Origin of the sequence: Mesorhizobium metallidurans STM 2683, assembly GCF_000350085.1 — a bacterium.
Classification (GTDB): Bacteria; Pseudomonadota; Alphaproteobacteria; order Rhizobiales; family Rhizobiaceae; genus Mesorhizobium; species Mesorhizobium metallidurans.
Genome location: NZ_CAUM01000067.1, coordinates 72,647 through 94,116, shown reverse-complemented (window position 1 = coordinate 94,116; position 21,470 = coordinate 72,647). Strand labels below are relative to the sequence as shown.

The window sequence follows — 21,470 nt, the reverse complement described above, 5'->3', positions numbered from 1 at the left end:
AGTCGTGCGAAGGACGGTATCCCGAAGGTCATTCGGACGTGAGGTTCCGGGACGGTCAGATGTTCCAAATCCAAGTCCATTCGCCGGAGGCTCCCGAAGGCTCAATTGAACCTGCGCGCCCTTCCAAGCTGCATCGCCCTCAGCTTTTGAAATCACAAGGAGCCGCACGACGTTCTCGAAATGCTTACGCAAACCGGCATAAGCATCTTCTCGAATGAGCTTCTTGCCCGACTTGTCCAACAGAATTGGATCAACGAACAGCGGCGTATCAACTGTTAGGAAAGGGTCGATCAGCCCTTCCTTCGCCAAAGCGGCGGGGCTGATCTTGAAGTGAGTAGAGAAAAGGACTGGATTTGAAAAAGACGCGGTCATCGTTGTGCTCCCCCCCGAACTAACGACGAAGATAAGTTCTGGAGCACAGATTACAACTACAATACCCTACAGAAGGCGCCCTTATCCCTTTCTTACAGTTGCGTGGCGCTTGGCCAAGCGTCGGTTTCGTCCGAACCAGGCGAAGGTGCGCTCCACGACCCATCGACGTGGCAGCACTTCGAAGCCCTTGGCGGTGTCGGATCGTTCGATGATTTCGAGCGTCCAGTCGCCTTTCCCGTGGAGAGCGGTCTCAAGCTTTTCACCGGCGTAAGCACCGTCGGCGAAGACGTGGCGCAGCCACGGAAAGCTGGCTCGAATGGAGGCCAGGACGTCGGGGGCGCCGTCGCGATCCTGGATATCGGCGGTATGGATGACCGCGCCGACCAGCAAACCCAAGGTGTCGGTGAGGATATGGCGCTTGCGGCCCTTGACCTTCTTGCCGGCATCGTAACCGCAAGGCCCGCCGCTTTGCGTGGTTTTCACGCTTTGGCTGTCGATCACGCCGGCGCTGGGGAGGCTTGGCGACCGGCGGCCAGACGGACGCTCATGAGCAGCAGGTGATTGATCGTGCTCCAAAGGCCGCTGTCGCGCCAAGCGTAGAAGTAGCGCGCAGCGTCGACACCGGCGGCAAGTCCCTGGGCAGCATCCGCCACGGCAAGCCACTGCGCAGCACGTAGAACAGTCCATTCATGATCTCCCGCCGCGACCATTTCGGCGGCCGCCCAAGTCGTGACGGAGACGGAATGACCGGCTCAAGAACCGCCCACTCCATATCCGTCAAATCGCTTGAATACCGCAGCCCTTTGCGGGCATGCTTCGCCCGGGTGATATCGGTCCACATGTGCCTCTCCGTCGATGCTTCGCAACACCGACTGAATCACAAGTCGCTGATATCACTCAACTCCTTTTCGGGTCAGACAGCAGCGGTGAAATCGGCGCATATCGGCCGCGCGGATCCCCAAATAGAAAAAGGCCGGACTGTTAAGTCCGGCCAAGAATGAAGGTTTAAAACCTCCAGAGGGGAACGCATCGGATGCAATGGGAGGAGACATCCGACGCAACACTTATATGGGTCAGCACATGTGACGTTTCAACGACGCGGGGTAGGCCACATCAGCCACTCCATAGAGCCACCGACACATGCGATCCGTCGCGATCGCCGGCCGGCCGAGGAGCGTCCCCCGAGGGGACACTCCTCCAGCCTTTCTATTCCGAGAGCGTGAAGGGCGCCGTGTACTTGTCCACATTGTCCTTGGTGATGAGCAGGCAGTCGAACAACTGCTTCTCGGTCGCGGCCCCGGTCTTGCCGGTCTTGATGAAGGAGTCGGCCTGCTGCACGGCCTTCGCCGAGTAGACGGCCACCGGCTGGAGCACGGTGTATTGCAGCTCGCCCGCCTTGATCGCGGCGACAGCGTCCGGGGAGCCGTCGAAGCCGCCGACCTTGATGCTCGACAGCTTTCCGGCCTCCTTCAGCGCGGCGATCGCGCCGAGCGCCATCTCGTCATTGCCGCTGGTCACGCCAATGATATCGGGATGGGCCTGCAGCAGGCTCTGCATCTTGTCACGGCCCTGGGTACGGTCCCAGTTGGCGACTTCAGAGCCGACCTTCTTGAGGTCCGGATACTGGCTGATCACGGTTTCGTAGCCGTTTGAGCGCGTGGCGGCATTGTTGTCGGACGGGGCGCCCAGAAGTTCGACATAGTTGCCCTTCTCGCCGATGTTCGTCACCCATTGCTGCGCGCCCAGGGCGGCGCCCTGCGCGTTGTTGGAAACGAGCTGTGCCTTGGCCAGGCCTTCCTGATTGATCTCGGCGTTGACGAGGAAGACCGGGATGTTTGCGGCAATGGCCTTCTTCACCGCGCCGATCGACCCGCTGGCATCGGCAGGATCTAGGATGATGGCCACGGATTTGTTGGTGATCGCCGTATCGATCAGCTTGCTCTCCGTGTTGGTGTCGGCTTTCGAGGCGCCGACCGTTGCGGTGTAGCCGAGTTTCTCGGCCTCGGCCTTGGCGACATTGCCTTCGGTCAGCCAGTACGGGTTCGCGGGATCGATGACGATGATCGAGATGAGACCTTCGGCCGACGCTGCCGTCACGGATCCTGCGAGCACCGGAGCGGCCAGCGCAAAGGCCGTCAGCATCAGAATTCTTGCCTTGCCGTACATGAAATTTCCTCCTTGGTTGTTGATGGTGCCGGTCAACCGGCAATCTTCTCGTGAGCGGGATCGGCCGTTCGGGCCTTGCCTTGTTGCGGAGAAGTCGAAGGGCCGTCGGTCGGGCTAGGCAGCCTGACGCGACGGCGATACTGGATGGCGTTGAGCAGCACCGCCAACACGATGACCGCGCCGGTGAACACTGTTTGCCAATAGGCGGACACGCCGATGATCACGAGACCATCGGAAAGGAAGCCGATGACGAAGGCCCCGACCAGCGTTCCGCGGATATTACCTCGACCACCGGTGAGTGCCGCGCCGCCGATGACGACGGCCGCAATGGCGGTCAGTTCGTAGGAATTGCCGGCGGTCGGCCCCGCCGAGGTCAGTTCCGAGGACAGGATGAGGCCGGCCACCGAGGCGCAGATGCCGGAAAGCATGTACACCGCCACCTGGACTTTCTTCACCGGCACGCCGGAGAGCTCGGCGGCGCGCTCATTGCCGCCGGACGCATAGAGCCAGCGGCCGAAGGCGGTGCGATTGAGGATGATACTGCCGATGATGGCGATGACAGCCATGACCAACACGCCGATCGGAACCCCGAACAGGCGGTTGAAGCCCAGCCAGTCGAAGCCGGTATTGCCGAGTTCCGGCTTGCCGCCAAGGTCGTTGTAGGTCAGGCCGTTGGTCATCAGCAGCGCGGCGCCGCGCACCACATAGAGCATGCCCAGCGTGGCCACGAAGGCCGGCACCTTCAGCCAGGCGATGAGGACGCCGTTGACCAGGCCGACCAGCGCGCCCAGCACGCATACCAGCACTACAACCACCCAGACGGGAGGGAACAGCAAAATGCCGAGCGTTTGCAACTGCACGCCCTGCATCAGGAATCCGGCGATGACCCCCGACAGCCCGAGCGTCGACCCCACCGAAAGATCGATGCCGCCATTGAGGATGACCAGCAGCATGCCGACCGCCAGGATGCCGAAGATGGCGACATGCGAGGCCATGGTAAGGAAATTGGCCAGCGAAAAGTAATAGGGCGACAGCATCGAGAAGACGACGATGATCACGACCAGCGCGAGGAACGCCCTACCCTCCAGCAACAGCTTGGCCAGGCTGAAGCCACCGCTCGATGTTTTCGGGCCGGAGCGGCTGCGGTTGTGGCTGACGTCGGTCACGGTCTGGGCTCCTGTATTCTTCATGACGAGGCGATCACGGCTTCGCCCGAGGCGGCCATGATCTGCTCTTTCGTGACGCCGGCGCCGAACTCGGCCGAAATCCTGCCCCGGCGCATGACGATGATCCGATGCGCGATACCAAGGCATTCGGCGACTTCCGAAGTCGAGAACACGACCGCGAGCCCTTGCGTGGCCCGCTCGCCGAGCAGCCGGAACACTTCCGCCTTGGCGCCGACGTCAATGCCGCGGCTGGGCTCGTCCAAGAGCATGACCTTGGGGTTGGTCGTCAGCATCTTGCCGATGACGACCTTCTGCTGATTGCCGCCGGACAGTGACCCGATGGGCGCGCTTCCGCCCGCGGTCTTGACACGCACGTCGCGTATTGAGCCTTCGACCAGCGAGCGCTCCCGTGACCGCGACAAGAACATCCCCGTGACGAAGGCGCCAATGCTGGCCAGCGACAGATTGGTCCCCACGGACATCGTCTGGACCAGCCCGTCGCGCTGGCGGTCCTCGGGCACCAGCACCAGCCCTCTTGATATGCGTTCGGCGATGCTGAGGCGGGAGATGTCGTCGCCCTCCAGCAAGACCCGTCCGCCCGCCGCCGGTAAGCGTCCGGCGACACATTCCAGCAGTTCCGTGCGCCCGGCGCCCATCAGCCCGTAGATGCAGACGATCTCGCCGGCGCGGACATCCAGCGACAGCCGGCCGACGACCAATCGGTCCGAACCCGAACTGTCGGCGATGCTCACATCCTCGATCGACAAGGCAACCTCGCCAAAGGCATAGCCGGCGGGCGGCGATCCGAGGTCGAAGTTCTCGCCCACCATGTTGCGGACAATCCATTCGAGATCGATGTCCTTCGCTTTGGCCGTGGCCGTGATCGTTCCGTCCCGCAGCACCACCGCATGGTCGGTGATCTGCAGCGCCTCTTCGAGGTGATGGGAGATGTAGACGATCGAGACGCCGCGGGCGGTCAGGTCGCGGATCACCCGGAACAGCACCTCGACCTCGGTCGCGCTCAAGGCGGACGTCGGCTCGTCCATGATCAGGATACGCGAATCCACCGAGAGCGCGCGCGCGATCTCGACAATCTGCTGCTGCCCGAGGCGCAGATCCTGCACCAGGGTCAGCGGATCGATGTCCTCTTCGAGATCGGCCATCAGCAGTCGCGTCTGGCGAGCCTCCTCCGCGAAGTCGAGGCCGGTGGCGCCACGCAACTCGCGACCCATGAAAATGTTGTCGCGTACGCTCAGATTGGGTGCGAGGCTCAATTCCTGATGGATTATCGAGATGCCCCGGTTTCGCGCGTCGACGGTGGACGAGAAGGCGACGGGACGGCCATCGAGCTCGATGCTTCCCGATGTCGGCGTCTCGACACCGGAGAGGATCTTCATCAGCGTCGACTTGCCGGCGCCATTTTCTCCGAACAGCGTGGTGACCTCGCCACGGCGGATGTCGAAATTGACGCTTTTGAGGGCATGCGTGCCGCCATAGGATTTTACGATGTTGCGCGCCGCGAGCACGGTGTCCGCTGGAGCCGGCTCGAATTGAGGTGCCGCATTCATTGAACGCTCAGCTTCACGGGCGTGACGAGCCAGCCTTTGGGGTTGACCAGCTTGAAGACGCCGACGACCGAGATCGTCTTGCCGGTGAGCTTGGTGTTGTCGATGGTCGACAGAACCTGCTTCTTCATCTCGTTGTTCAAGGCCGATCCGGCGTTCTGATACTCGATCTGGTTGGTGAATTGCCCGAAGGTGATCGTACCCGTGGCATCGCGCAGGTCGGTTCCGTTGATAGCCGGCCCGGTCTGCACCCGAATGACCAGGGTGCTGGGAACATCGTCGACCTTGACGGCATAGATGCCGGACTTCCCTTCGCCGACCAAGCCGGTGAACTTGACGGAGAACTCGGTCCCGACATTGGCCGGCACGCCGTATTGCTTCTCCGCCGCGGCCTTATCCTTGGCGATGGCCGACGCCAGGACACCGGCGGCCACCGCGCGCTGGTCGACGGCGGACTGGACATTCGGAAATTCGGACTTGCCGAATGCCTCCGGCGAAAACGCAGCCTTTCGTGCGTCTTCCGCCGAACCGATCACGACAACCATGGTGTCGAGTGCCATCGCGACCAGCAAGACGAGGATCGCGGCCGCTGCGACAATCCAGCGAACGCCCGGCCATCGAGCGCCCGGCGTCCCGCGCCGATTGATCGTGGACTGCGAGCTCATGGCGCGACGACCACAATCAACTCACGACCACGATTGGCGGCGCTTCTTGATTTCATCCCATCTCCTCCCGAGATGATATTATTATCTTCAGTTGAAAAATTTTTCACGCGTTCGTGTCGTTGTCAATCGGCCTTCGAAAGTATCCGCGTGCAAACGGCTATTGAGAGACCCTTGCCACGCAGCAGCTGATCGTGGCCGGGATCAACAGCCGGTGTTCGGCGGTCCAAGCCCAAATCGACCATACGATAGTGTTAAGTTCACGTCAAGATATGTGATATTTTACCCCACTCCCCAGCATATCCGGAGAAGCGAAGAACGGCAGAGAAGATTAACCTACTGTTTTTATGTGGCATTTTTCGAAGAGAGGATGTTGCGGCGATGCATGTGCCGCAATCGGGAAGCAGATCACAATCGCACGAGATTTCTGTCGCTGAGTTGCGCGACAGTGGCGTCGAGCTCATCGGAAATCCGCTGCGGACCCCAATTCCCTGCCCGGCCCGCAATGGCGGCGATCTGTTTCAAATCGGCCATGGTCAGGGAGCCGCCAATGGCGAGCGTGGTGCGCCGCATGACGATATCGGTGAGATGCTCGACGAATTCGTTGCGGACGATGTAGTCGATTTCGGACGTGCCGTAGTCGCTCGCCCCCGGCAGGCGATCTTCATTGCTCCACGGGCTTTGGTGGCGGGCCATCTGCAGCGCCTTGGTCCCATAGCGCGACAGAAGCTGGTCGAGAAGGCGCTCGTCGGCGCCCGAAGCCGACCTAGCCTCGGCCAGCCAGGCGGCCCGCGCCGCAGCCTCTGTCGGAAAATCCTTGCCGCCGCCGATCGGCATCGATCGTGTGGACACCTTGCGGCCGCGCCCCAGCCGATTGAGCACGGTGTCGGCGACTTCCTCGGCAAAGCCGCGAAACGTCGTCCATTTGCCGCCGACCAGGGAGATGATCGGAAACGGACGTGCAGGCTCCGGCTCGACTACCGGCGCCGAATGATCCCGGCTGATCAGGCCAGGCACCGAGGTGTCGGACGCAGGCAGGGGCCTGATACCACTATAGGCATAGGCGATCTGGTCGCGCTCGAAGCTCATGCCGGGCAGAAGCGCTCGAACGCTTTCGAGGAGATAATCGATCTCTTGCGGCTCGCAACGCACGGTGTCGGGATTGTCGGCCTGGATGTCGGTCGAGCCGACCAGCGCCAGACCGAGATAGTCGTAGACAAGGCAGATGCGGCCGTCATCGGCTTCGAAGTAGAGCATGCGGCCCGCCAGGCTTCGCACCAGTTCGTCATGTTTCAACAGGATATGCGAGCCCTTGGTGCCGCCGATCATTTTCGACGGCGCGCCAAGCAAGGCGTTGACATCGTCGATCCACGGGCCGGCGGCATTGACGACCAGTTTCGGCCGCACCGAAAACACGCCACCATCCTCGGACCGGCCCCTGTCTCTTGACTGGCTCCCGCCTTTTAACTGGCCCTCGCCTTCTGACTGAAAAGTCAACACGCCGTCGGACGACGAAATCAGCGCCGTGTAGTTGGCGGCCGCGGCGAACATATTTGCCGCCAGCCCGTCGGTGATCAGTTCGAGCACGAGCCTTTCGGGATGACTGATCTTGGCGTCGTAGTAGGTGCCGGTGGCGACGATCGATTTGGTCAGCGCTGGTATGTCGCGCAGCGCCCGCCGCCGTCCAACCAGCCGGTGGCGCGGCATCACCCTGTGCCGCGATCCATAAAAATCGTAGATCGCCAAACCGATCTTGATCAGGATGGCGCCGCGGCTGCGCGGCGCACTGGTCGAGCCCAGCAGCGTGCGCAGCGCCGCCCACATGCCTTTGCTCCAGGAAAAGATCGGGATGACCGTCGGCAGCGGGCTGACATAGTGCGGCGCGTTCTTCAGCAAGAGATTGCGCTCCAGCGTCGACTGCGCCACCAGTCCGAACTCGCCGGTTTCGAGATATTTGAGACCGCCATGGATCAGCCGCGAGGGCGCCGCACTGGTGCCCGATCCGAAATCGCCCTTGTCGACGATCAGGCAGCTGACGCCTTGCGCGCACAGATCGCGAAACAGGCCGGCGCCATTGATGCCGGCGCCAAGAATGACGACGTCGACGTCGCCCGTCCTGGCCGTGGCGGCGATGCGCCCGGTGTGGTTCGGTACGGAGTGGTCCGGTACAGCGGAGTGCAACAGGCCGGCGTCGTCGGCAGGGTTCATGATCGGGCCATGTTGACGACGCGTAGCTTTACGCCGGCCTGTTCGAGCTTTTGCGCCTGCGCATCGCTTATGCCGTCGGTCGTCAGCACTGCGTCGAAGCGGGTCAGATCGTCGAAGACATGCAGGGCGACCTTGTCGAACTTGGAATGGTCAACGGCAAGAATGCGTTTGGTCGAGGCGGCAAACATCGCCTGCTTGACCCGCACCACATGCTGATCCTGGATAAAGGCGGTGGTGCCGGAGATCGCCGAAGCCGAGCAGATCAAAAGATTGGCGCGCAGTTGCGCCACGGCATTCTCGCAGACGATGCCGATATAGGCATTGTAGGTGCGGTGGTACTGACCACCGAGACAGATGAAATCGATGTCGTCGACATTGGTCAGCAGTGCCGCGGTCGCCACACTGTTGGTGATCACGGTCAATGGCTTGATGTCGAGCAACAGCGGCGCGATCGCGTTCGCCGTCGTCGAATCGTCCAGCATAATCGCTTGGCCGGCTTCGACATAGTCCAGTGCCGCATGCGCCAGCGCATCCTTCTCCGCCCTGCCGACCGTCACCCGATAGCGGAAAGCGCTTTCATAGAGGCCGGAAGGCTGCACGGTCACCGCGCCATGCAGCTTGCGCAGCACGCCCTGATGCGCCAACTGATCGATATGGCGGTGGATGGTCATGCGCGACACACCGAAATGCTCGACCAGATCGTCGATGCGCACCTGGCCAAGCTTGATCACATAGTCGGCGATCTCCTCGCGCCGCTCGTCGGCCTTGATCATGCAGCCCCTCCAGTGCCCTGCCCTGCCAGCCTTTCGATCTTAGGCCATAGCGGCTTGAGCGATTCGGCAATGCGGCAGTAAAGAGAAAACCGGTCCTCGAAAACAGCGCTGCGCGCTCTGTCCGGCAGATATTCGCGGCTCACCTTGCTGACGACCCGCGCCCCCTGTTGTGGCGAGGCAAACAGGCCAACCGCGGCGCCGGCACAAAGGGCTGCGCCGAAGGCCGCCGCCTCGTCGGTCGAGGTGACGATGACCGGCATGTCGAGCACATCGGCAAACATCTGCGCGAAGGCCGGATTGCGCGAGCCGCCGCCGGTAAGCCGCACCTCGCGAACGGCAAAGCCGTCGCGCAGCGCTTCGACATGCGTCCGGTGATTGAACACGATGCCTTCCAGCACCGCCTTCAGCATGTCGCCACGATCGTGCCAGCCATGCAGGCCGAGAAAGCTGGCGCTGGCGGCATTGCCGTAGGGCGAGCCGAACAGATAGGGGTGGAAGAAGATGGTCGAAGTCTTGCCAAGCGCCACGTCGATCTCTGCCGCCAGCATCTCGTGGATCGAGCCGCCAGTCCTTTTGGTTTCGTCCTGTTCCGAGCGGCAGAGCGTGTCGAGGAACCAGTCGTAATTCGCCGTCGAGGCCGGCGAGATCGACATGTTGTTCCAACGCCTGCGGTCGATGGCGTTGCGGCAGAACCAGCGCGGGTCGACACGCGGGTCGGCGGAGACGATTTCGTTGATCGAATAAGTGCCGGCGACGATGCTGACGACGCCCTCCTCATGACCGCCCATGCCAAGCGCCGAGGCCGTGACATCGTGCAGGCCGCAAGCGACCGGCGTGCCTTCGGCAAGCCCGGTGAGCGCCGCTGCATCTGCGGTGACGTTGCCGACGATATCCGCCGAATGCGCCACCGGCGGCAAAGCCTCGAACAGTGCCTCAAGGCCGAAGATGCGCATCGCCTCCGGCGCGTAGCTTTGCGTGCGTATGTTGGTGAATGAGGTGCTCGCCTCGGTGAGGTCGGTGCCGATGGTGCCGGTCAGGCAGAAACGCAGCCAATCCTTGCAGGCGAATATGTGAGCTATCCGGTTGAAGCGCTCCGGATCATTCTCCTTCAGCCAGACCAGCAGCGACGACGGTGAGGAAGCATGCGGTACCTGGCCCGTCACGGCGAGCGCCTCGGTGAAGACCGGACCTTGCGACCATCTGTCGACGATTTCGCCTGCCCGGCTGTCGAGCGACAATACGCCGGGACCCAGCGGCCGGCGATCCCTGTCGAGCAGGTAGACGCCGTCGCCATGCGCGGTCGCCGCCACCGCCTTGATGTCGCTGGCCGGCCTGCCGCTCAAGGCAATCGCCTCGCCGATCGCCTCGGCGGTCGCCTGCCAGAGCCCGGCCATGTCGCGTTCAACCCAGCGCGCATGCGGCATCGATTGCGGCACACGCCGCCGCGCCACCGCCAATTGCGAGCCGTCGGCATCGAAGATCACCGCCTTCGTCACCGTCAGGCCGTTGTCGATCCCAAGCAGGCTGGACATGGTTCCCTCTGGCTCAGCGCGTGCCGATATGCGTCACAAACTCGTCCCCGGGCTGGCTAGAGCAAAGGATGTCCAAGTTGAACCATCTGCGCGCCGCTGGAGTATCATGGAACCATCCCTCGTCGGGCAGCCGCCGCGACCGCAACACCACTCCTGCCATCCCGCCACACGAGCAGGATCCTGGTGCGCTGCGCTTTGACGCCGGCGGAGAAGGCTGCCGCTTCATCCCTGTCGATGGCATGGATTCCCTTTTCATTGCGGTGCCCTGTGAACACACAGGCGGCGAACAAGCCGTGGCTGAACACAGCGGCGGGAATACCGAACCAATGGAATTGACCATACTATGGTGTTAAATTAACGTCAATGTATGTGATTTTCTGATGCCGGTCCGCAAATACCGCTTGCTGGGTCTTTGCTGGCGTCCCGACGAGCGGTGTCCGGCAGGCTATTGCAAACGGTCGGCGACTCTTTGCATGTATGGTCGGCTGTCAATCAGGCTCGGTCTCGTTCACGGCTTGGACACAGCCGGCGAAGGCTGGATCGGTGATTTTGCCGTTGGAAGGCTGGACTGGGCTCGGGCAGGATGGCGCTGGACGTGGAAGATATTGCCGGCCATCCGGCATTGCATCGCTCTGTGCGGGCGCAATCGCAGGCGTTGCTCCAGGCCTATGAAGCCAATCCGCGGCTCGCTTCCGTGTTCGCCACGCAGCAGCGCTGGCTGATGGCTCATGTTGGCCTCGCTTTGCATTTCAGGCTGCAGGCAAATGACGACCGCACGGGACTGACGGCGGCCCGTTTCATCGACATGACATGCCGACATTCGGTGGCCAGCCGCAACACCGCAGATGCCTTCATCAAGGAGATGCTGCACTACAAGTTCGTCCAGCATCTTCCGAGCCGGGACGGGCGTAGCCGCCCCTTGCTGCCAACAGTGGCCACTCAGGAGGCCGTGGCTGGCTGGGTCATGGCCCATCTTGCGACGCTGGACAGTCTCGACGACGGACGTCGACTGGCCGCCTTTGCCGCAAGACCGGATGCTCTTGGCGAATTGCAGCCGCTGGTGGCGGACGGCCTGCTTTCGTCCCATCCGGTGCGCGAACCGAAACAGACCTTTTCCTTGTTCACCTGGCTCAACAATGGTGGCGTCGTCATGGACTGGCTCATGTCAGGCGTCGATCCCGACCATGCCGGGCTCGGCCAAATCCCGACCGGCATCGTCTCGATCGCAGAGTTCGCAAATTGGCTGAAGCTTTCCCGGACCCACCTTGCCCGCAAATTGCGCGACGCCGAGCAACTCGGCAGCATCGGCTGGCTGGGTCAGCGGGGCCATTCGGTGATGTGGGTGTCGAACGCTTTCCATCAGGAGTATGTGACCGCCCAGGCCGTGAAGCTCGCCATCATCGACGCGGCCTTCGAAAATTGTTCCCTGCCAGAGCGCCGGACCCAAAACCGGTTTCCGATTTTGGATCCGACGCTCTAAGCGGCTTCAACGCAAACAACGCAACCTTCCTATTTTCAGGCTGGCATGAGCAGGACACTACCGGGCAACAGGTTGCCCGGCTACACCAAGGAATTGCATTGCCGAATTGGGGGAAGCATCCATGACATCGACGCCCGTCCGACTGACCGCCGCGCCGCTCCGAACGCAGGACATTGCCGCCATTGCCCGCCGCCATTCATTGGTCGAGGTCTCACCCGAGGCGGACGCCCTGATCCGGGCCAGCCGCGCGGTGATCGAACGCCATGCGGCAGAAAACCGTCCGGTCTACGGGCTGACCACCGCGCTGGGTGCTGCCGTGGATACGCCGCTGAGCGGGGAGGATCTGATCGCCTATCAGCGGCGGGTTTCGTTCGGTCATGCGGTCGGCTTCGGGTCGGCTTTGCCGCAAGAGGCGGTGCGCGCGATGATGGCGGTGCGGATCGCTGGCATGGCCGTCGGCGGCACCGGCATTTCCCCGGCCGTTTTCGAGGGGCTTGTCGCCGCGCTCAACGCCGGTGTGCACCCCGTGGTGCCATCGCTCGGCTCGCTGGGCGCGGCCGATCTCGCGCCGCTCGCCCATATGACGCTGGGCCTGCTTGGCCACGGCCAGGCGGAATATGGCGGCGAGACCATGCCGGCGGCCGAGGCGCTCGAACGCGCCGGGCTGAAGCCGCTCGACATCCATGCCAAGGACGGCCATGCCATCATCGTCGCCAACAGCCTGTCTGTCGCCCAGGCCTGCCTGGCGCTGGAGGACATCGAGCAGGCTTTCCAGTGGTCGCTTAGAGCTGTCGCACTGAATTTGGAGGCGTTCCGCGCCAATGTCAGTTCGCTCGACGACTCGGCCATGGCGGCACGGCCCGCCTTCGGCCAGAGAGCGGTGGCAGCACGGCTGCGTGAGCTGTTGTCGGGCGGCACGCTGTTCACGGAAGGCGCCGCCCGGCGGATCCAGGATCCGCTGAGCTATCGATGCGTGCCGCAGGTCTGGGGCGCGCTTCGCCATGCGATCGACGAGGCGCGAGCCGCGACCGAAATCGAATTGGCCAGTTCCGGCGATAATCCGGTCGTCCTGGCCGGGGAGGACCGGATCGTCTCGCATGGCAATTTCGACATGACCGCTTTCGTCCTGTCCTGGGAAGGGCTCAGCCAGGCACTGGCTCATGCGGCGGCAGGCGTTGCCAACCGGACGATCAAACTCATGTCCCCTACTGTAGCCGGCTTGCCGCGTTTCCTGGCGGCAAACGGCCAGAACCGCATGGGCTTTGCCATTTTGCAGAAGCCTGTTTCAGCGATGGAAGCAGAGATCCGCTTTCTCGCCAGCCCGATCTCGTTGACCCCGATCGCGGTTTCGGACTGGGTCGAGGATCAGTCGTCGATGGCGCCGGCTGTCATCGCCAAGGTGAACCAGATCATCGAACGGTTCCGCTACCTCGTCGCCATGGAGCTGATCTCCTCGGCTTACGCAGCCGAGATCCGGGGTGTGGCGGACAAATTGGGCTGTGGCGCCGATGAGGCGTACAGGACGCTGCGCGAACGGGTTGCTCCTCTGGTGGAGGACCGGGAATTGGGCTGCGATGTCGCCAGCATCGCCGCCATGATCGCTCAATCCGATCCTCAGTCGATGTCGAACGACACACCCTGCGCGAGCGGCAGCGCCTTGGAATAGTTCACCGTGTTGGTGGCGCGGCGCATATAGGCCTTCCACGCATCGGAGCCCGACTCGCGGCCGCCGCCGGTTTCCTTCTCGCCGCCGAAGGCGCCACCGATCTCGGCTCCCGACGTGCCGATATTGACATTGGCAATGCCGCAGTCCGAACCGTCGACGCCGAGGAAACGCTCGGACTCCTGCAGGTCGCGGGTGAAGATCGACGACGAAAGCCCCGCGCCGACCGCATTGTGCTCGTCGAGCACGGCGTCGAAATCCGAATACTTCATCACGTAGAGGATCGGCGCGAAGGTCTCTTCGGTCACCGGCGAGACTTGGCTTTGCATTTCGACCAGCGCCGGATGCACATAATAGGCGTCGGGATGGCCGTTCTCGACCCGCGTGCCGCCGGTCACCTTGCCGCCATGCGAAACCGCTTCCTTCAGCGCCTTCTGCATATTGTCGAAAGCGGCCTTGTCGATCAGCGGGCCGACCAGCGCCGATGTCTCAAGCGGATTACCGACCGAAACGCTCTCATAGGCCTTCTTCAGGCGCGGCACCAAGGCGTCATAGACGCTGTCATGCACGAACAGGCGCCGCAGCGTCGTGCAGCGCTGGCCGGCCGTGCCCATGGCGCCGAAGGCGATGGCGCGCAGCGCCATGTCGAGATCGGCCGTCGGGCAGACGATGCCGGCATTGTTGCCGCCAAGCTCCAGCACGGCGCGCGCAAAACGCTTCGCCAGGCGCGGACCGACATCCCTGCCCATGCGGGTCGAGCCGGTAGCCGAGACAAGCGGCACCTTCGGATGATCGACCAGTATCTCGCCGACGGCGCGGGCGCCGATCAGCACCGGAGCCAGACCTTCGGGCGCATCGCCGAAACGCTTGACCGCGCGCTTGAAGATCGCCTCGCAGGCAAGTGCGGTCAGTGGCGTCTTTTCCGATGGCTTCCACACCACCGCGTCGCCGCAGACCAGCGCCAGTGCCGCGTTCCACGACCACACCGCGACCGGGAAGTTGAACGCCGAGATGACGCCGACCACGCCGAGCGGATGCCAGGTCTCCATCATGCGATGTCCCGGGCGTTCGGTAGCGATGGTCAGGCCATAGAGCTGGCGGGAAAGGCCGACGGCGAAATCGCAGATGTCGATCATCTCCTGCACTTCGCCGAGGCCTTCGGAAGGGATTTTTCCGACCTCGATCGAGACCAACCGGCCAAGCTCGGCCTTGTGCATACGCAGCTCCTCACCGAGCAGCCGCACCAGTTCGCCGCGCTTCGGCCCCGGCACCAGCCGCCAGGCCTGGAAGGCCTTGTGGGCGGCTTCGATGGTCTTTACCGCATCGGCCGGCGAGACCGTCTTCAGCGCCGCGATCTGCTCGCCCGTCACCGGGCTGCGCACGATGAGGTCACCACCGACAAGCGCGTCCTTGGCAACGCCCAGTTTCGCAAGGAGCCCGGCTGTTTCCTTCGCAATCGTCATGTTTTTCCCTTTCAGATCCGTCGCTCACAGGACGGAGGTCAAAGCCTTGGGCCATGCGCCATCGGACGCATCAGGCGCTGTCATGACGTGGCATTACGCGTTTCGGGGAAAAATCGCCACCCCGGCATGGTCTAAGCCGGGATCAGACCGTTGAACCAGGATCAGTGCGCCTTTCGGGAAGCCCCTTGGGCCGCGCCTTCCTTCATCAGCCGGTCGATATGCATGCGGATATGGGCGGCCTCGGCGGCCGTATTGGCAAGCGCGATGGCGCGGTCGAAGGCGGTGCGTGCCTCCTCGCCCCGGCCAAGCTGCATCAGCAGGCCGCCCTTGAGGCCGAAGAAGTGGAAATAGCCGGAGAGCCTCTGTTCCAGCGGCTCGATCATGGCAAGTGCAGCTTCAGGCCCGCGCACCTTGGCGACAGCGACGGCGCGATTGAGCGTCACCACCGGCGACGGCTGCATCTGCTCGAGCAGGCTGTAGAGCAGGTCGATCTCGGTCCAGTCCGTGTCCTCCGGCTTTGCCGCCCGTGCATGCAGAGCGGCAATTGCCGCCTGCACCTGATAGGGGCCGGGTTTCTGGTGGCGCAGCGCCTTGTCGACCAGCGCCAGCCCCTCGTCGATCATCTTGCGGCTCCACAGGCCGCGGTCCTGGTCCTCGAGCAGCACGATCTCGCCGTTCTCGTCGAAACGCGCCGGCGCCCGCGCGTGCTGGAGCAGCAGCAGTGCCGTGAGGCCCATGATCTCCGGCTCGGTCTGGAACAGCCGCAGAAGCAGCCGTGCCAGCCGGATCGCCTCTTCGCAAAGCGGCGCGCGCGCCGGCGCTTCGCCGCTATTGGTCGAATAGCCTTCGTTGAAGATCAGATAGACCATGGCGGCGACCGCGGCGAGCCGTTCCGAGCGCTCGACCGCACCGGGCGTCTCGAACGGCACGCCGGCATCGGCGATGCGCGCCTTGGCGCGGGTGATGCGCTGCTCCATGGCGCTTTCCCCGACGAGGAAGGCGCGGGCGATCTGCTTGACGGTCAGGCCGGAGACGATGCGCAACGCCACGGCGATCTGTTGCGTCGCCGGCAGATCCGGATGGCAGCAGATGAACAGCAGCCGCAAGATGTCGTCACGGTAATGCGCGCCGTCCAGCCGCTCGGCGATATCGGTCTCGGCATCCTCAAGGTCGGAGATCTGGTCTTCCTCCGGCAGCGGCGCCTGCTTTGCGCGCTTGCGCACCGCGTCGATGCCGCTGTTGCGGCCGACAAAGATCAGCCAGGCCGCCGGATCGCGCGGCGGGCCGTTCTTCGGCCAGTTGTTCAACGCTCTCAGGCAAGCGTCCTGGAAAGCCTCTTCCGCCGCATCGAGATCGCGGAAGTAGCGCAGCAGCGCGCCCATCGCCTGCGGGCGGGCGGTGCTGATCGCGGTGCTGATCCAGCCAAGTTCGGTCATGCGGAAACCCGGGTAGGATTGAAGACGGAAACCGGCCGTATCTCGTAGGAGCCGCCGCTGGGATTGACCTCGGAAAGCTCGCGCGCGAAATCGACCGCCTCATCGAGATCGTTGCATTCGAGCGTGTAGAAGCCGAGGAATTGTTCCTTGGTTTCGGCGAACGGACCGTCGATGACGATGGATTCGCCCTTGACCTTCCTCAGCGTTGTCGCCGCCGTCGTCGGCAACAGGCGCGCCACCGGGCCAAGCCGGCCGGCTTTGGCGTATTTTTCCTGCACACCCAGAAGTTTCGTCATCACCTCCTCATCCTGTTCCTTGCTCCAGGAGCAGACGACGTCTTCAGAGGCGTAGCAGAGGATAGCGTAGAGCATGGGATGTCCTTTTCTCCGTCAAAGGACGAAACACTAGGACCGATCCCGACAGTGCGTCGATAAAAAAATCGCCCGCGATGGACACGCAAGCCGGTGGCAGCCCGAACCTTGCGTCAGCCTTCCCGCGCCTTCAGCCATCTGAGGACGAGGTCTTCCTCGTCATCGAGGCCGTGTATCGACCGCTTCCGCTTGTTCGCCTCGGCCATTTCGCCGAGCAGTCGTCCCTCGGACCAGGCGTCGAAGACTTGCGGGTGGATGTAGCATTTGCGGCAGACGGCGCGCGTATTGCCGAGCCGCTCGGCCACCTTGTCGACGACGCCATTGATCACCCGCCTCTGCTGTGCCTGGCTTTCAGGCCGCTCCGTTTGCGCAAGCAGCGACGCGGCATGGATGGTGCCGCCCCAGGTGCGGAAATGCTTGGAACTGAAATCGGCGCCGGCAGCATCCCTGATGTAGCGGTTGACGTCGTCGGAACGGATCGGTCGCCTGTTGCCGTCTTCGTCGAGATACTGGAACAGCTTCTGGCCCGGCAGGTCCTGGGCGCCACGCACGATGCGCGCGATCCGGCGGTCGACAAGCTTCAGCTTCCATTCCTTGCCGGACTTGCCTTTGAAAGCAAAGCGCAGGCTCGAGCCCTTGATGTCGACATGGCGATCGCCCAGGGTGGTCAGCCCAAAGCTCCTGTTGTCGCGGGCATAGGCGGCGTTGCCGACGCGGATCATCGTGTTGTCGAGCAGCCAGACGACCGCCGCCACCACGCGTTCCAGCGGCAGGCCGTGACGGCGCAGATCGGCATCGATCTGCGCGCGCAAGCCAGGCAGGCTTTCGGCAAAGGCGACGAGGCTCGAATATTTTGCCCCGTCCCGTTCCTCGGCCCATGCGGGATGATAGCGGTATTGCTTGCGTCCGCGCTGGTCCCTGCCCGTTGCCTGGATATGGCCATCGGCGTCTGGCGAAATCCACACATCGGTCCAGGCTGGCGGTATGGCGAGCGCCTTGATGCGCGCGACGGCATCCTCGCCCACCGCTCGTCCGTTCGACCCTCTGTACGAAAATCCCTTACCGGTCCTGACACGACGGATGCCGGGCTCGGCGTCGCTGACATAGGTAAGCGAAGCTCGATCGGCGGAGGTTCCCCCACCGTTCCTCGGCGCGCCATTCTTCGTCCCGTTGCCCGGTAGAAGCTTTACTGCGGCCAATCGGCCTGACGGCGACCCCGATTTGTCCAGCATGTCCTCTCCATGGAAATTTCCCATAGATAAGCGCCGGACCGGCCGCTGGTTCCGGCTCCTGGCTGTTGGATTGCTGTCAGGCCTTCTCGAGCACGACAGGGATGACGTCGACGGCTTGCTCGCCGACCTGTCCGCCTGTCGTCTTAAGGACGCCGACGATCGGCGCCACATCCGAATAGTCGCGGCCATAGCCGACGGTGATGTGGTCGTTGCTGGCTCGCATGCCGTTGGTTGGATCGAATTCCTGCCACCCGGCATCGCGCCCGCACCACACCTTCACCCAGGCATGCATGGCGTCGGCGCCTTCAAGCCGCGGCTTGCCCTTCGGCGGAATGGTGCGCAGGAAGCCGCTGACATAGCCGGCGGGAATGCCGAGACCCCGCAGGCCGGCGATCATGATGTGCGAGAAATCCTGGCAGACACCCCGCTTCAGACTGAATGCGTCGCTGGCTTTGGTCCGAACGGTGGTCGCCTCGCCGTCATAGGTAAAATCGTGGTGGATGCGGTTGCACAACTCCATAGCCGTGCTGACAGCCGAACTGCCGGCACTGCCGCGTGCGTAGGCCGTGATATCCGCGTCGACGCCTGCATGATCGCTGGCCGCCAGAAAGTGATGCGGTGAATCAGGTGACAGCGATCGCACCGCATCGAGTTCCTCTCTCAGCCGGCGAATGTCGGGCGATACGTCCAGCCCAATCTCCGGACGCGAGACCGAAACCCGCGCGCTCATCCTGATGTCGAGCGCATCGTGCACATCGCGAAAGGCGATCGAGGTGACGCTGTTGCCGAAGAAATCGGAAAAGTCCGAGCGTTCGCCCGGCGCCGGCGCAAACGACAGCGAAGCGGCGATCACGCGCTGCACGCCTGATATCGTCGACGGCAGCACGCGGACCTGATGGCGGCCGCCACCGGCCGCCGCATCATAGTCGTAGCTGAGATGAAGCCTGATGTCGTAGAGCATACCTTACCCGAAATAGGCCTTGGCGAGGCTGTTGTAGAGGCCGCCTATCTCATTGGCGAGATCGTCGAGCGCCTTTGCCGTCATGTCAGAGGGTTCCTTGATGGCGATTGCCGTGTTGAGCTGCAGGATTTCTTTCGCCGCCAGCGACATATGCCCCTCGCCGCCGACAGCGGGCAGCAGCGCGATTTCGGCCTTCAGCCGCTCGAGCTGGAACAGGATCGAACGTGGGTTGAGCGGATCGAGCACCAGGAGATCGATCACCGTGCGCCGGCCTGCCTGTACCGGATACTGCCGCCGGTGGGTCATGACGCTGTCGCCGATCTCCAGCATCATATCGAGCGCGCCGTCCGGCGCCGCGGCCCTGGTCAGCCGGGCGAGCGTGCGGGCGATCTGGATGCCGCGTTCCAGGCGACGGCCGATTTCCAGGAAACGCCAGCCGGTGAAGCGATACATGTTCTCATGCAGCAGGCCGGAAAATCCGGCGAGCTTGCGCAGCATGACCGTCATCGCCCGCGTCGCATCGTCGCCCGGCGCCACCGTCTCCGCGAACTGGTGAATGGTCTTCGACAGATCCTTCAGCGCCAGCCAGCCGTCGGGCGAAAAGCGGTCGCGGATCTGCCCGGCGCTGTAGACGGCGCTGTCCAGCGTGGAGATCAGCCCCAACGGAATCGCCGATTGAACGTCGATGCCGAAGGGTTCGAGATAGTCCCTGACATCGGCAAGCAAGGGCATGTCCGGATCGGAGGTCTCCGCCAGCCGCACATGGTAGGCGCGCAAGATGCGCACCGTGTCTTCCGATCGCTCGATATAGCGGCCGAGCCATGTCAGGTTCTCCGCCGAGCGGCTGGGCAGGCTGCCCGGCAGGGTGCGGGTGAAGCTGTCGTGCTCCTGCGGCAGCAGCGTCTCACGCTCGACAGGCCTGTCGCTGATCACCCACACATCCGCCGCCTGACCGCCGCGCTGCATGGCGATGGCCGTCGGATCGAGCGAAAAGCCGACCCGGGCAAAGCCGCCCGGCATCACCGTCCAGCCTTCCGGCGTGCGCGCCAGATAGACGCGCAGGCTTGCCGGCCGTGGCTCCAGCCGGCCGCCGACATAGACCGGCGTGGTCGAAAGCGTCACCGCTTCCTGGCCGACGAAATCGCCGCCTTCCCGTTCGATGTATGCCGCGAGTTCTGCCCGCTGTTCCTCGGACAGCGCCGAACCGAGCCTGGTCAAATTGTCATCCTCGAAGGCAAGCCGCGTCGACAGCGCTGGGCCGATCACCATGCGGTCGAGATTGGCCAGCACATGCTTGCGCGCCGTCTTTTGCCCGCACCACCAGGTGGCGATGCTTGGCAATAAAAGATCCTCATTGCGCAGCTCGCGCGCAACCTTCGGCAGGAAGGAGAGCAGCGCCCGCGTTTCCATCAGGCCGGAACCGAGCGCATTGACCGCCGAAACGGCGCCGCGCCGGATCGCCTCGACCAGCCCGGGTGTGCCGATCTGCGACTCCGGCCTGAGTTCGAGCGGGTCGGCGAAGGCGGCGTCGAGCCGCCGCCACAGCACGCTGACCGGCATCAGGCCCGAAACGGTGCGCACCATCAGCCTGCCGCCGGAGACGGTCAGATCCTCGCCTTCAAGCAGCATGATGCCGAGATAGCGCGCGATATAGGCATGTTCGTAATAGGTTTCGTTGAGCGGTCCCGGCGTCAGGATGGCGACGCGGCCACCTGATATCTTGGCCATGCCGATCAGTGCATCGCGAAAGCGGCGGAAGAAGCCGGCAAGGCGATGCACATGCATCTCGCCATAGATGTCGGACAGCGCGCGCGTGGTGGCGACGCGGTTTTCCAGGGCAAAGCCTGCGCCCGACGGCGCCTGCGTCCGGTCGCCCAGCACCCACCAGCGGCCGTCAGGACCGCGGCCGAGCTCGAAGGCGCAGAAATGCAGGAAATGGCCGCTGGCAGGCCTGACGCCGACCACCGGCCGCAAATATTCCGGGCTCGCCGCGATCAGCCCTGCCGGCAGGATGCCTTTCTCGACCAGCCGGTTCGGCCCGTAGATGTCCGCAAGCGTTTCCTCGAACAGATCGGCCCGCTGGACCAGGCCGGCGCTGATGTCGGCCCATTCCCTCTCCTCGATCAGCAGGGGGACATGCGCCAGCGGCCATTCCCGCTCATTGGCGCCGGCCTTGTCATAGACGCGGTAATAGACGCCGGCGTCGCGCAGATACTGGTCGGCGCGGGCGAAGCGCTGGGCGAGCTTTTCCGGACCCAGTTCCTCCAGCGCCTCGATGAAGGCCTTCCAGACCGGGCGGGGATTGCCCGAGGCATCGACCATCTCGTCGACGACGCCGTCGATCGGCCGGTAGTGTTCCAGCAGACTGTGGACCAGCGGCTTGCCGCGTATTTTCTTCTGATTCCCCTTTGCCATGGCCG

General features: G+C 63.4%; 17 protein-coding genes and 1 pseudogene. 3 read left to right on the top strand and 15 right to left on the bottom strand.

Translation table 11 applies throughout. The annotated features are described in order from the left end of the window. The 9 genes and pseudogenes from MESS2_RS30880 to MESS2_RS12075 all read right to left on the bottom strand — a co-directional run. The coding region (locus MESS2_RS30880; RefSeq protein ID WP_209436093.1) for a hypothetical protein at positions 1-372 on the bottom strand (372 nt) is incomplete at its 3' end. A 108-nt stretch (positions 373-480) separates the two neighbouring features. Then, positions 481-1,213: pseudogene (locus MESS2_RS12110) on the bottom strand (IS5 family transposase); the annotation flags it as partial. A gap of 365 nt (positions 1,214-1,578) precedes the next feature. Continuing rightward, complete coding sequence (locus MESS2_RS12105) at positions 1,579-2,538, bottom strand: D-ribose ABC transporter substrate-binding protein (RefSeq protein WP_008874522.1); 960 nt, start codon at positions 2,536-2,538, stop codon at positions 1,579-1,581. 32 nt (positions 2,539-2,570) lie between these two features. Next, positions 2,571-3,728 (bottom strand): ABC transporter permease, encoded by a 1,158-nt coding sequence (locus tag MESS2_RS12100; RefSeq protein ID WP_008874521.1) that lies wholly within the window; start codon positions 3,726-3,728, stop codon positions 2,571-2,573. After that, positions 3,725-5,272, bottom strand: coding sequence for a sugar ABC transporter ATP-binding protein (locus MESS2_RS12095; protein WP_008874520.1), 1,548 nt, complete (start codon positions 5,270-5,272; stop codon positions 3,725-3,727). Before MESS2_RS12095 ends, MESS2_RS12100 begins: the two co-directional genes overlap by 4 nt. After that, entirely contained in the window at positions 5,269-5,934 is a 666-nt protein-coding gene (locus MESS2_RS12090) for a DUF2291 family protein (protein ID WP_008874519.1), read from the bottom strand. The genes MESS2_RS12095 and MESS2_RS12090 overlap by 4 nt, the downstream gene beginning before the upstream one ends. A 405-nt stretch (positions 5,935-6,339) precedes the next feature. Continuing rightward, on the bottom strand, positions 6,340-8,139 hold the full coding sequence (locus MESS2_RS12085) for a glycerol-3-phosphate dehydrogenase/oxidase (protein WP_008874518.1): 1,800 nt from the start codon (positions 8,137-8,139) through the stop codon (positions 6,340-6,342). Continuing rightward, a complete protein-coding gene (locus MESS2_RS12080) occupies positions 8,136-8,912 on the bottom strand; it encodes a DeoR/GlpR family DNA-binding transcription regulator (RefSeq protein WP_008874517.1) in 777 nt (258 codons plus the stop codon). The genes MESS2_RS12085 and MESS2_RS12080 overlap by 4 nt, the downstream gene beginning before the upstream one ends. Further along, entirely contained in the window at positions 8,909-10,444 is a 1,536-nt protein-coding gene (locus tag MESS2_RS12075) for an FGGY-family carbohydrate kinase (RefSeq protein ID WP_008874516.1), read from the bottom strand. Before MESS2_RS12075 ends, MESS2_RS12080 begins: the two co-directional genes overlap by 4 nt. A gap of 77 nt (positions 10,445-10,521) precedes the next feature. Between MESS2_RS12075 and MESS2_RS32215 the strand changes: the two genes are divergently transcribed. From MESS2_RS32215 to MESS2_RS12060, 3 genes are all read left to right on the top strand, one after another. Further along, positions 10,522-10,797: a hypothetical protein gene (locus MESS2_RS32215; RefSeq protein WP_157357671.1), complete on the top strand. Its 276-nt coding sequence runs from the start codon at positions 10,522-10,524 to the stop codon at positions 10,795-10,797. Positions 10,798-11,027: 230 nt separating this feature from the next. Further along, complete coding sequence (locus MESS2_RS12065; protein ID WP_008874513.1) at positions 11,028-11,924, top strand: hypothetical protein; 897 nt, start codon at positions 11,028-11,030, stop codon at positions 11,922-11,924. 121 nt (positions 11,925-12,045) lie between these two features. Continuing rightward, positions 12,046-13,590, top strand: a complete 1,545-nt coding sequence (locus tag MESS2_RS12060) for an HAL/PAL/TAL family ammonia-lyase (RefSeq protein ID WP_008874511.1) — start codon at positions 12,046-12,048, stop codon at positions 13,588-13,590. On the opposite strand, the gene amaB is transcribed toward MESS2_RS12060, so the two are convergent. The 6 genes from amaB to MESS2_RS12030 form a co-directional block, all read right to left on the bottom strand. After that, positions 13,539-15,050, bottom strand: coding sequence for an L-piperidine-6-carboxylate dehydrogenase (gene amaB, locus MESS2_RS12055; protein WP_008874510.1), 1,512 nt, complete (start codon positions 15,048-15,050; stop codon positions 13,539-13,541). The two genes, MESS2_RS12060 and amaB, sit on opposite strands and share 52 nt — an antisense overlap. 161 nt (positions 15,051-15,211) lie before the next feature. Continuing rightward, the gene (locus MESS2_RS12050) at positions 15,212-16,486 is read right to left on the bottom strand and encodes an RNA polymerase sigma factor (protein ID WP_008874509.1); all 1,275 of its coding nucleotides are present in this window, start codon (positions 16,484-16,486) and stop codon (positions 15,212-15,214) included. Next, positions 16,483-16,857: a YciI family protein gene (locus tag MESS2_RS12045; RefSeq protein ID WP_008874508.1), complete on the bottom strand. Its 375-nt coding sequence runs from the start codon at positions 16,855-16,857 to the stop codon at positions 16,483-16,485. The genes MESS2_RS12050 and MESS2_RS12045 overlap by 4 nt, the downstream gene beginning before the upstream one ends. Before the next feature lie 113 nt (positions 16,858-16,970). Beyond that, a complete protein-coding gene (locus tag MESS2_RS12040; RefSeq protein ID WP_008874507.1) occupies positions 16,971-18,089 on the bottom strand; it encodes a DNA topoisomerase IB in 1,119 nt (372 codons plus the stop codon). A gap of 76 nt (positions 18,090-18,165) precedes the next feature. Next, positions 18,166-19,050 (bottom strand): transglutaminase family protein, encoded by an 885-nt coding sequence (locus MESS2_RS12035; protein ID WP_008874506.1) that lies wholly within the window; start codon positions 19,048-19,050, stop codon positions 18,166-18,168. 3 nt (positions 19,051-19,053) lie between these two features. Continuing rightward, a complete protein-coding gene (locus tag MESS2_RS12030; protein WP_008874505.1) occupies positions 19,054-21,465 on the bottom strand; it encodes a circularly permuted type 2 ATP-grasp protein in 2,412 nt (803 codons plus the stop codon). Positions 21,466-21,470 lie beyond the last annotated feature (5 nt).

Bases quoted from the DNA above. Each gene is read 5' to 3' on its own strand.
- MESS2_RS12100 (WP_008874521.1), bottom strand. From the start codon at position 3,728: ATGAAGAATACAGGAGCCCAGACCGTGACCGACGTCAGCCACAACCGC.
- amaB (WP_008874510.1), bottom strand. From the start codon at position 15,050: ATGACGATTGCGAAGGAAACAGCCGGGCTCCTTGCGAAACTGGGCGTT.
- MESS2_RS12030 (WP_008874505.1), bottom strand. From the start codon at position 21,465: ATGGCAAAGGGGAATCAGAAGAAAATACGCGGCAAGCCGCTGGTCCAC.
- MESS2_RS12095 (WP_008874520.1), bottom strand. From the start codon at position 5,272: ATGAATGCGGCACCTCAATTCGAGCCGGCTCCAGCGGACACCGTGCTC.
- MESS2_RS12060 (WP_008874511.1), top strand. From the start codon at position 12,046: ATGACATCGACGCCCGTCCGACTGACCGCCGCGCCGCTCCGAACGCAG.
- MESS2_RS12075 (WP_008874516.1), bottom strand. From the start codon at position 10,444: ATGTCCAGCCTGCTTGGGATCGACAACGGCCTGACGGTGACGAAGGCG.
- MESS2_RS12080 (WP_008874517.1), bottom strand. From the start codon at position 8,912: ATGATCAAGGCCGACGAGCGGCGCGAGGAGATCGCCGACTATGTGATC.
- MESS2_RS12035 (WP_008874506.1), bottom strand. From the start codon at position 19,050: ATGCTCTACGACATCAGGCTTCATCTCAGCTACGACTATGATGCGGCG.
- MESS2_RS12045 (WP_008874508.1), bottom strand. From the start codon at position 16,857: ATGCTCTACGCTATCCTCTGCTACGCCTCTGAAGACGTCGTCTGCTCC.
- MESS2_RS12090 (WP_008874519.1), bottom strand. From the start codon at position 5,934: ATGAGCTCGCAGTCCACGATCAATCGGCGCGGGACGCCGGGCGCTCGA.
- MESS2_RS12040 (WP_008874507.1), bottom strand. From the start codon at position 18,089: ATGCTGGACAAATCGGGGTCGCCGTCAGGCCGATTGGCCGCAGTAAAG.
- MESS2_RS12050 (WP_008874509.1), bottom strand. From the start codon at position 16,486: ATGACCGAACTTGGCTGGATCAGCACCGCGATCAGCACCGCCCGCCCG.
- MESS2_RS12065 (WP_008874513.1), top strand. From the start codon at position 11,028: ATGGCGCTGGACGTGGAAGATATTGCCGGCCATCCGGCATTGCATCGC.
- MESS2_RS12085 (WP_008874518.1), bottom strand. From the start codon at position 8,139: ATGAACCCTGCCGACGACGCCGGCCTGTTGCACTCCGCTGTACCGGAC.
- MESS2_RS12105 (WP_008874522.1), bottom strand. From the start codon at position 2,538: ATGTACGGCAAGGCAAGAATTCTGATGCTGACGGCCTTTGCGCTGGCC.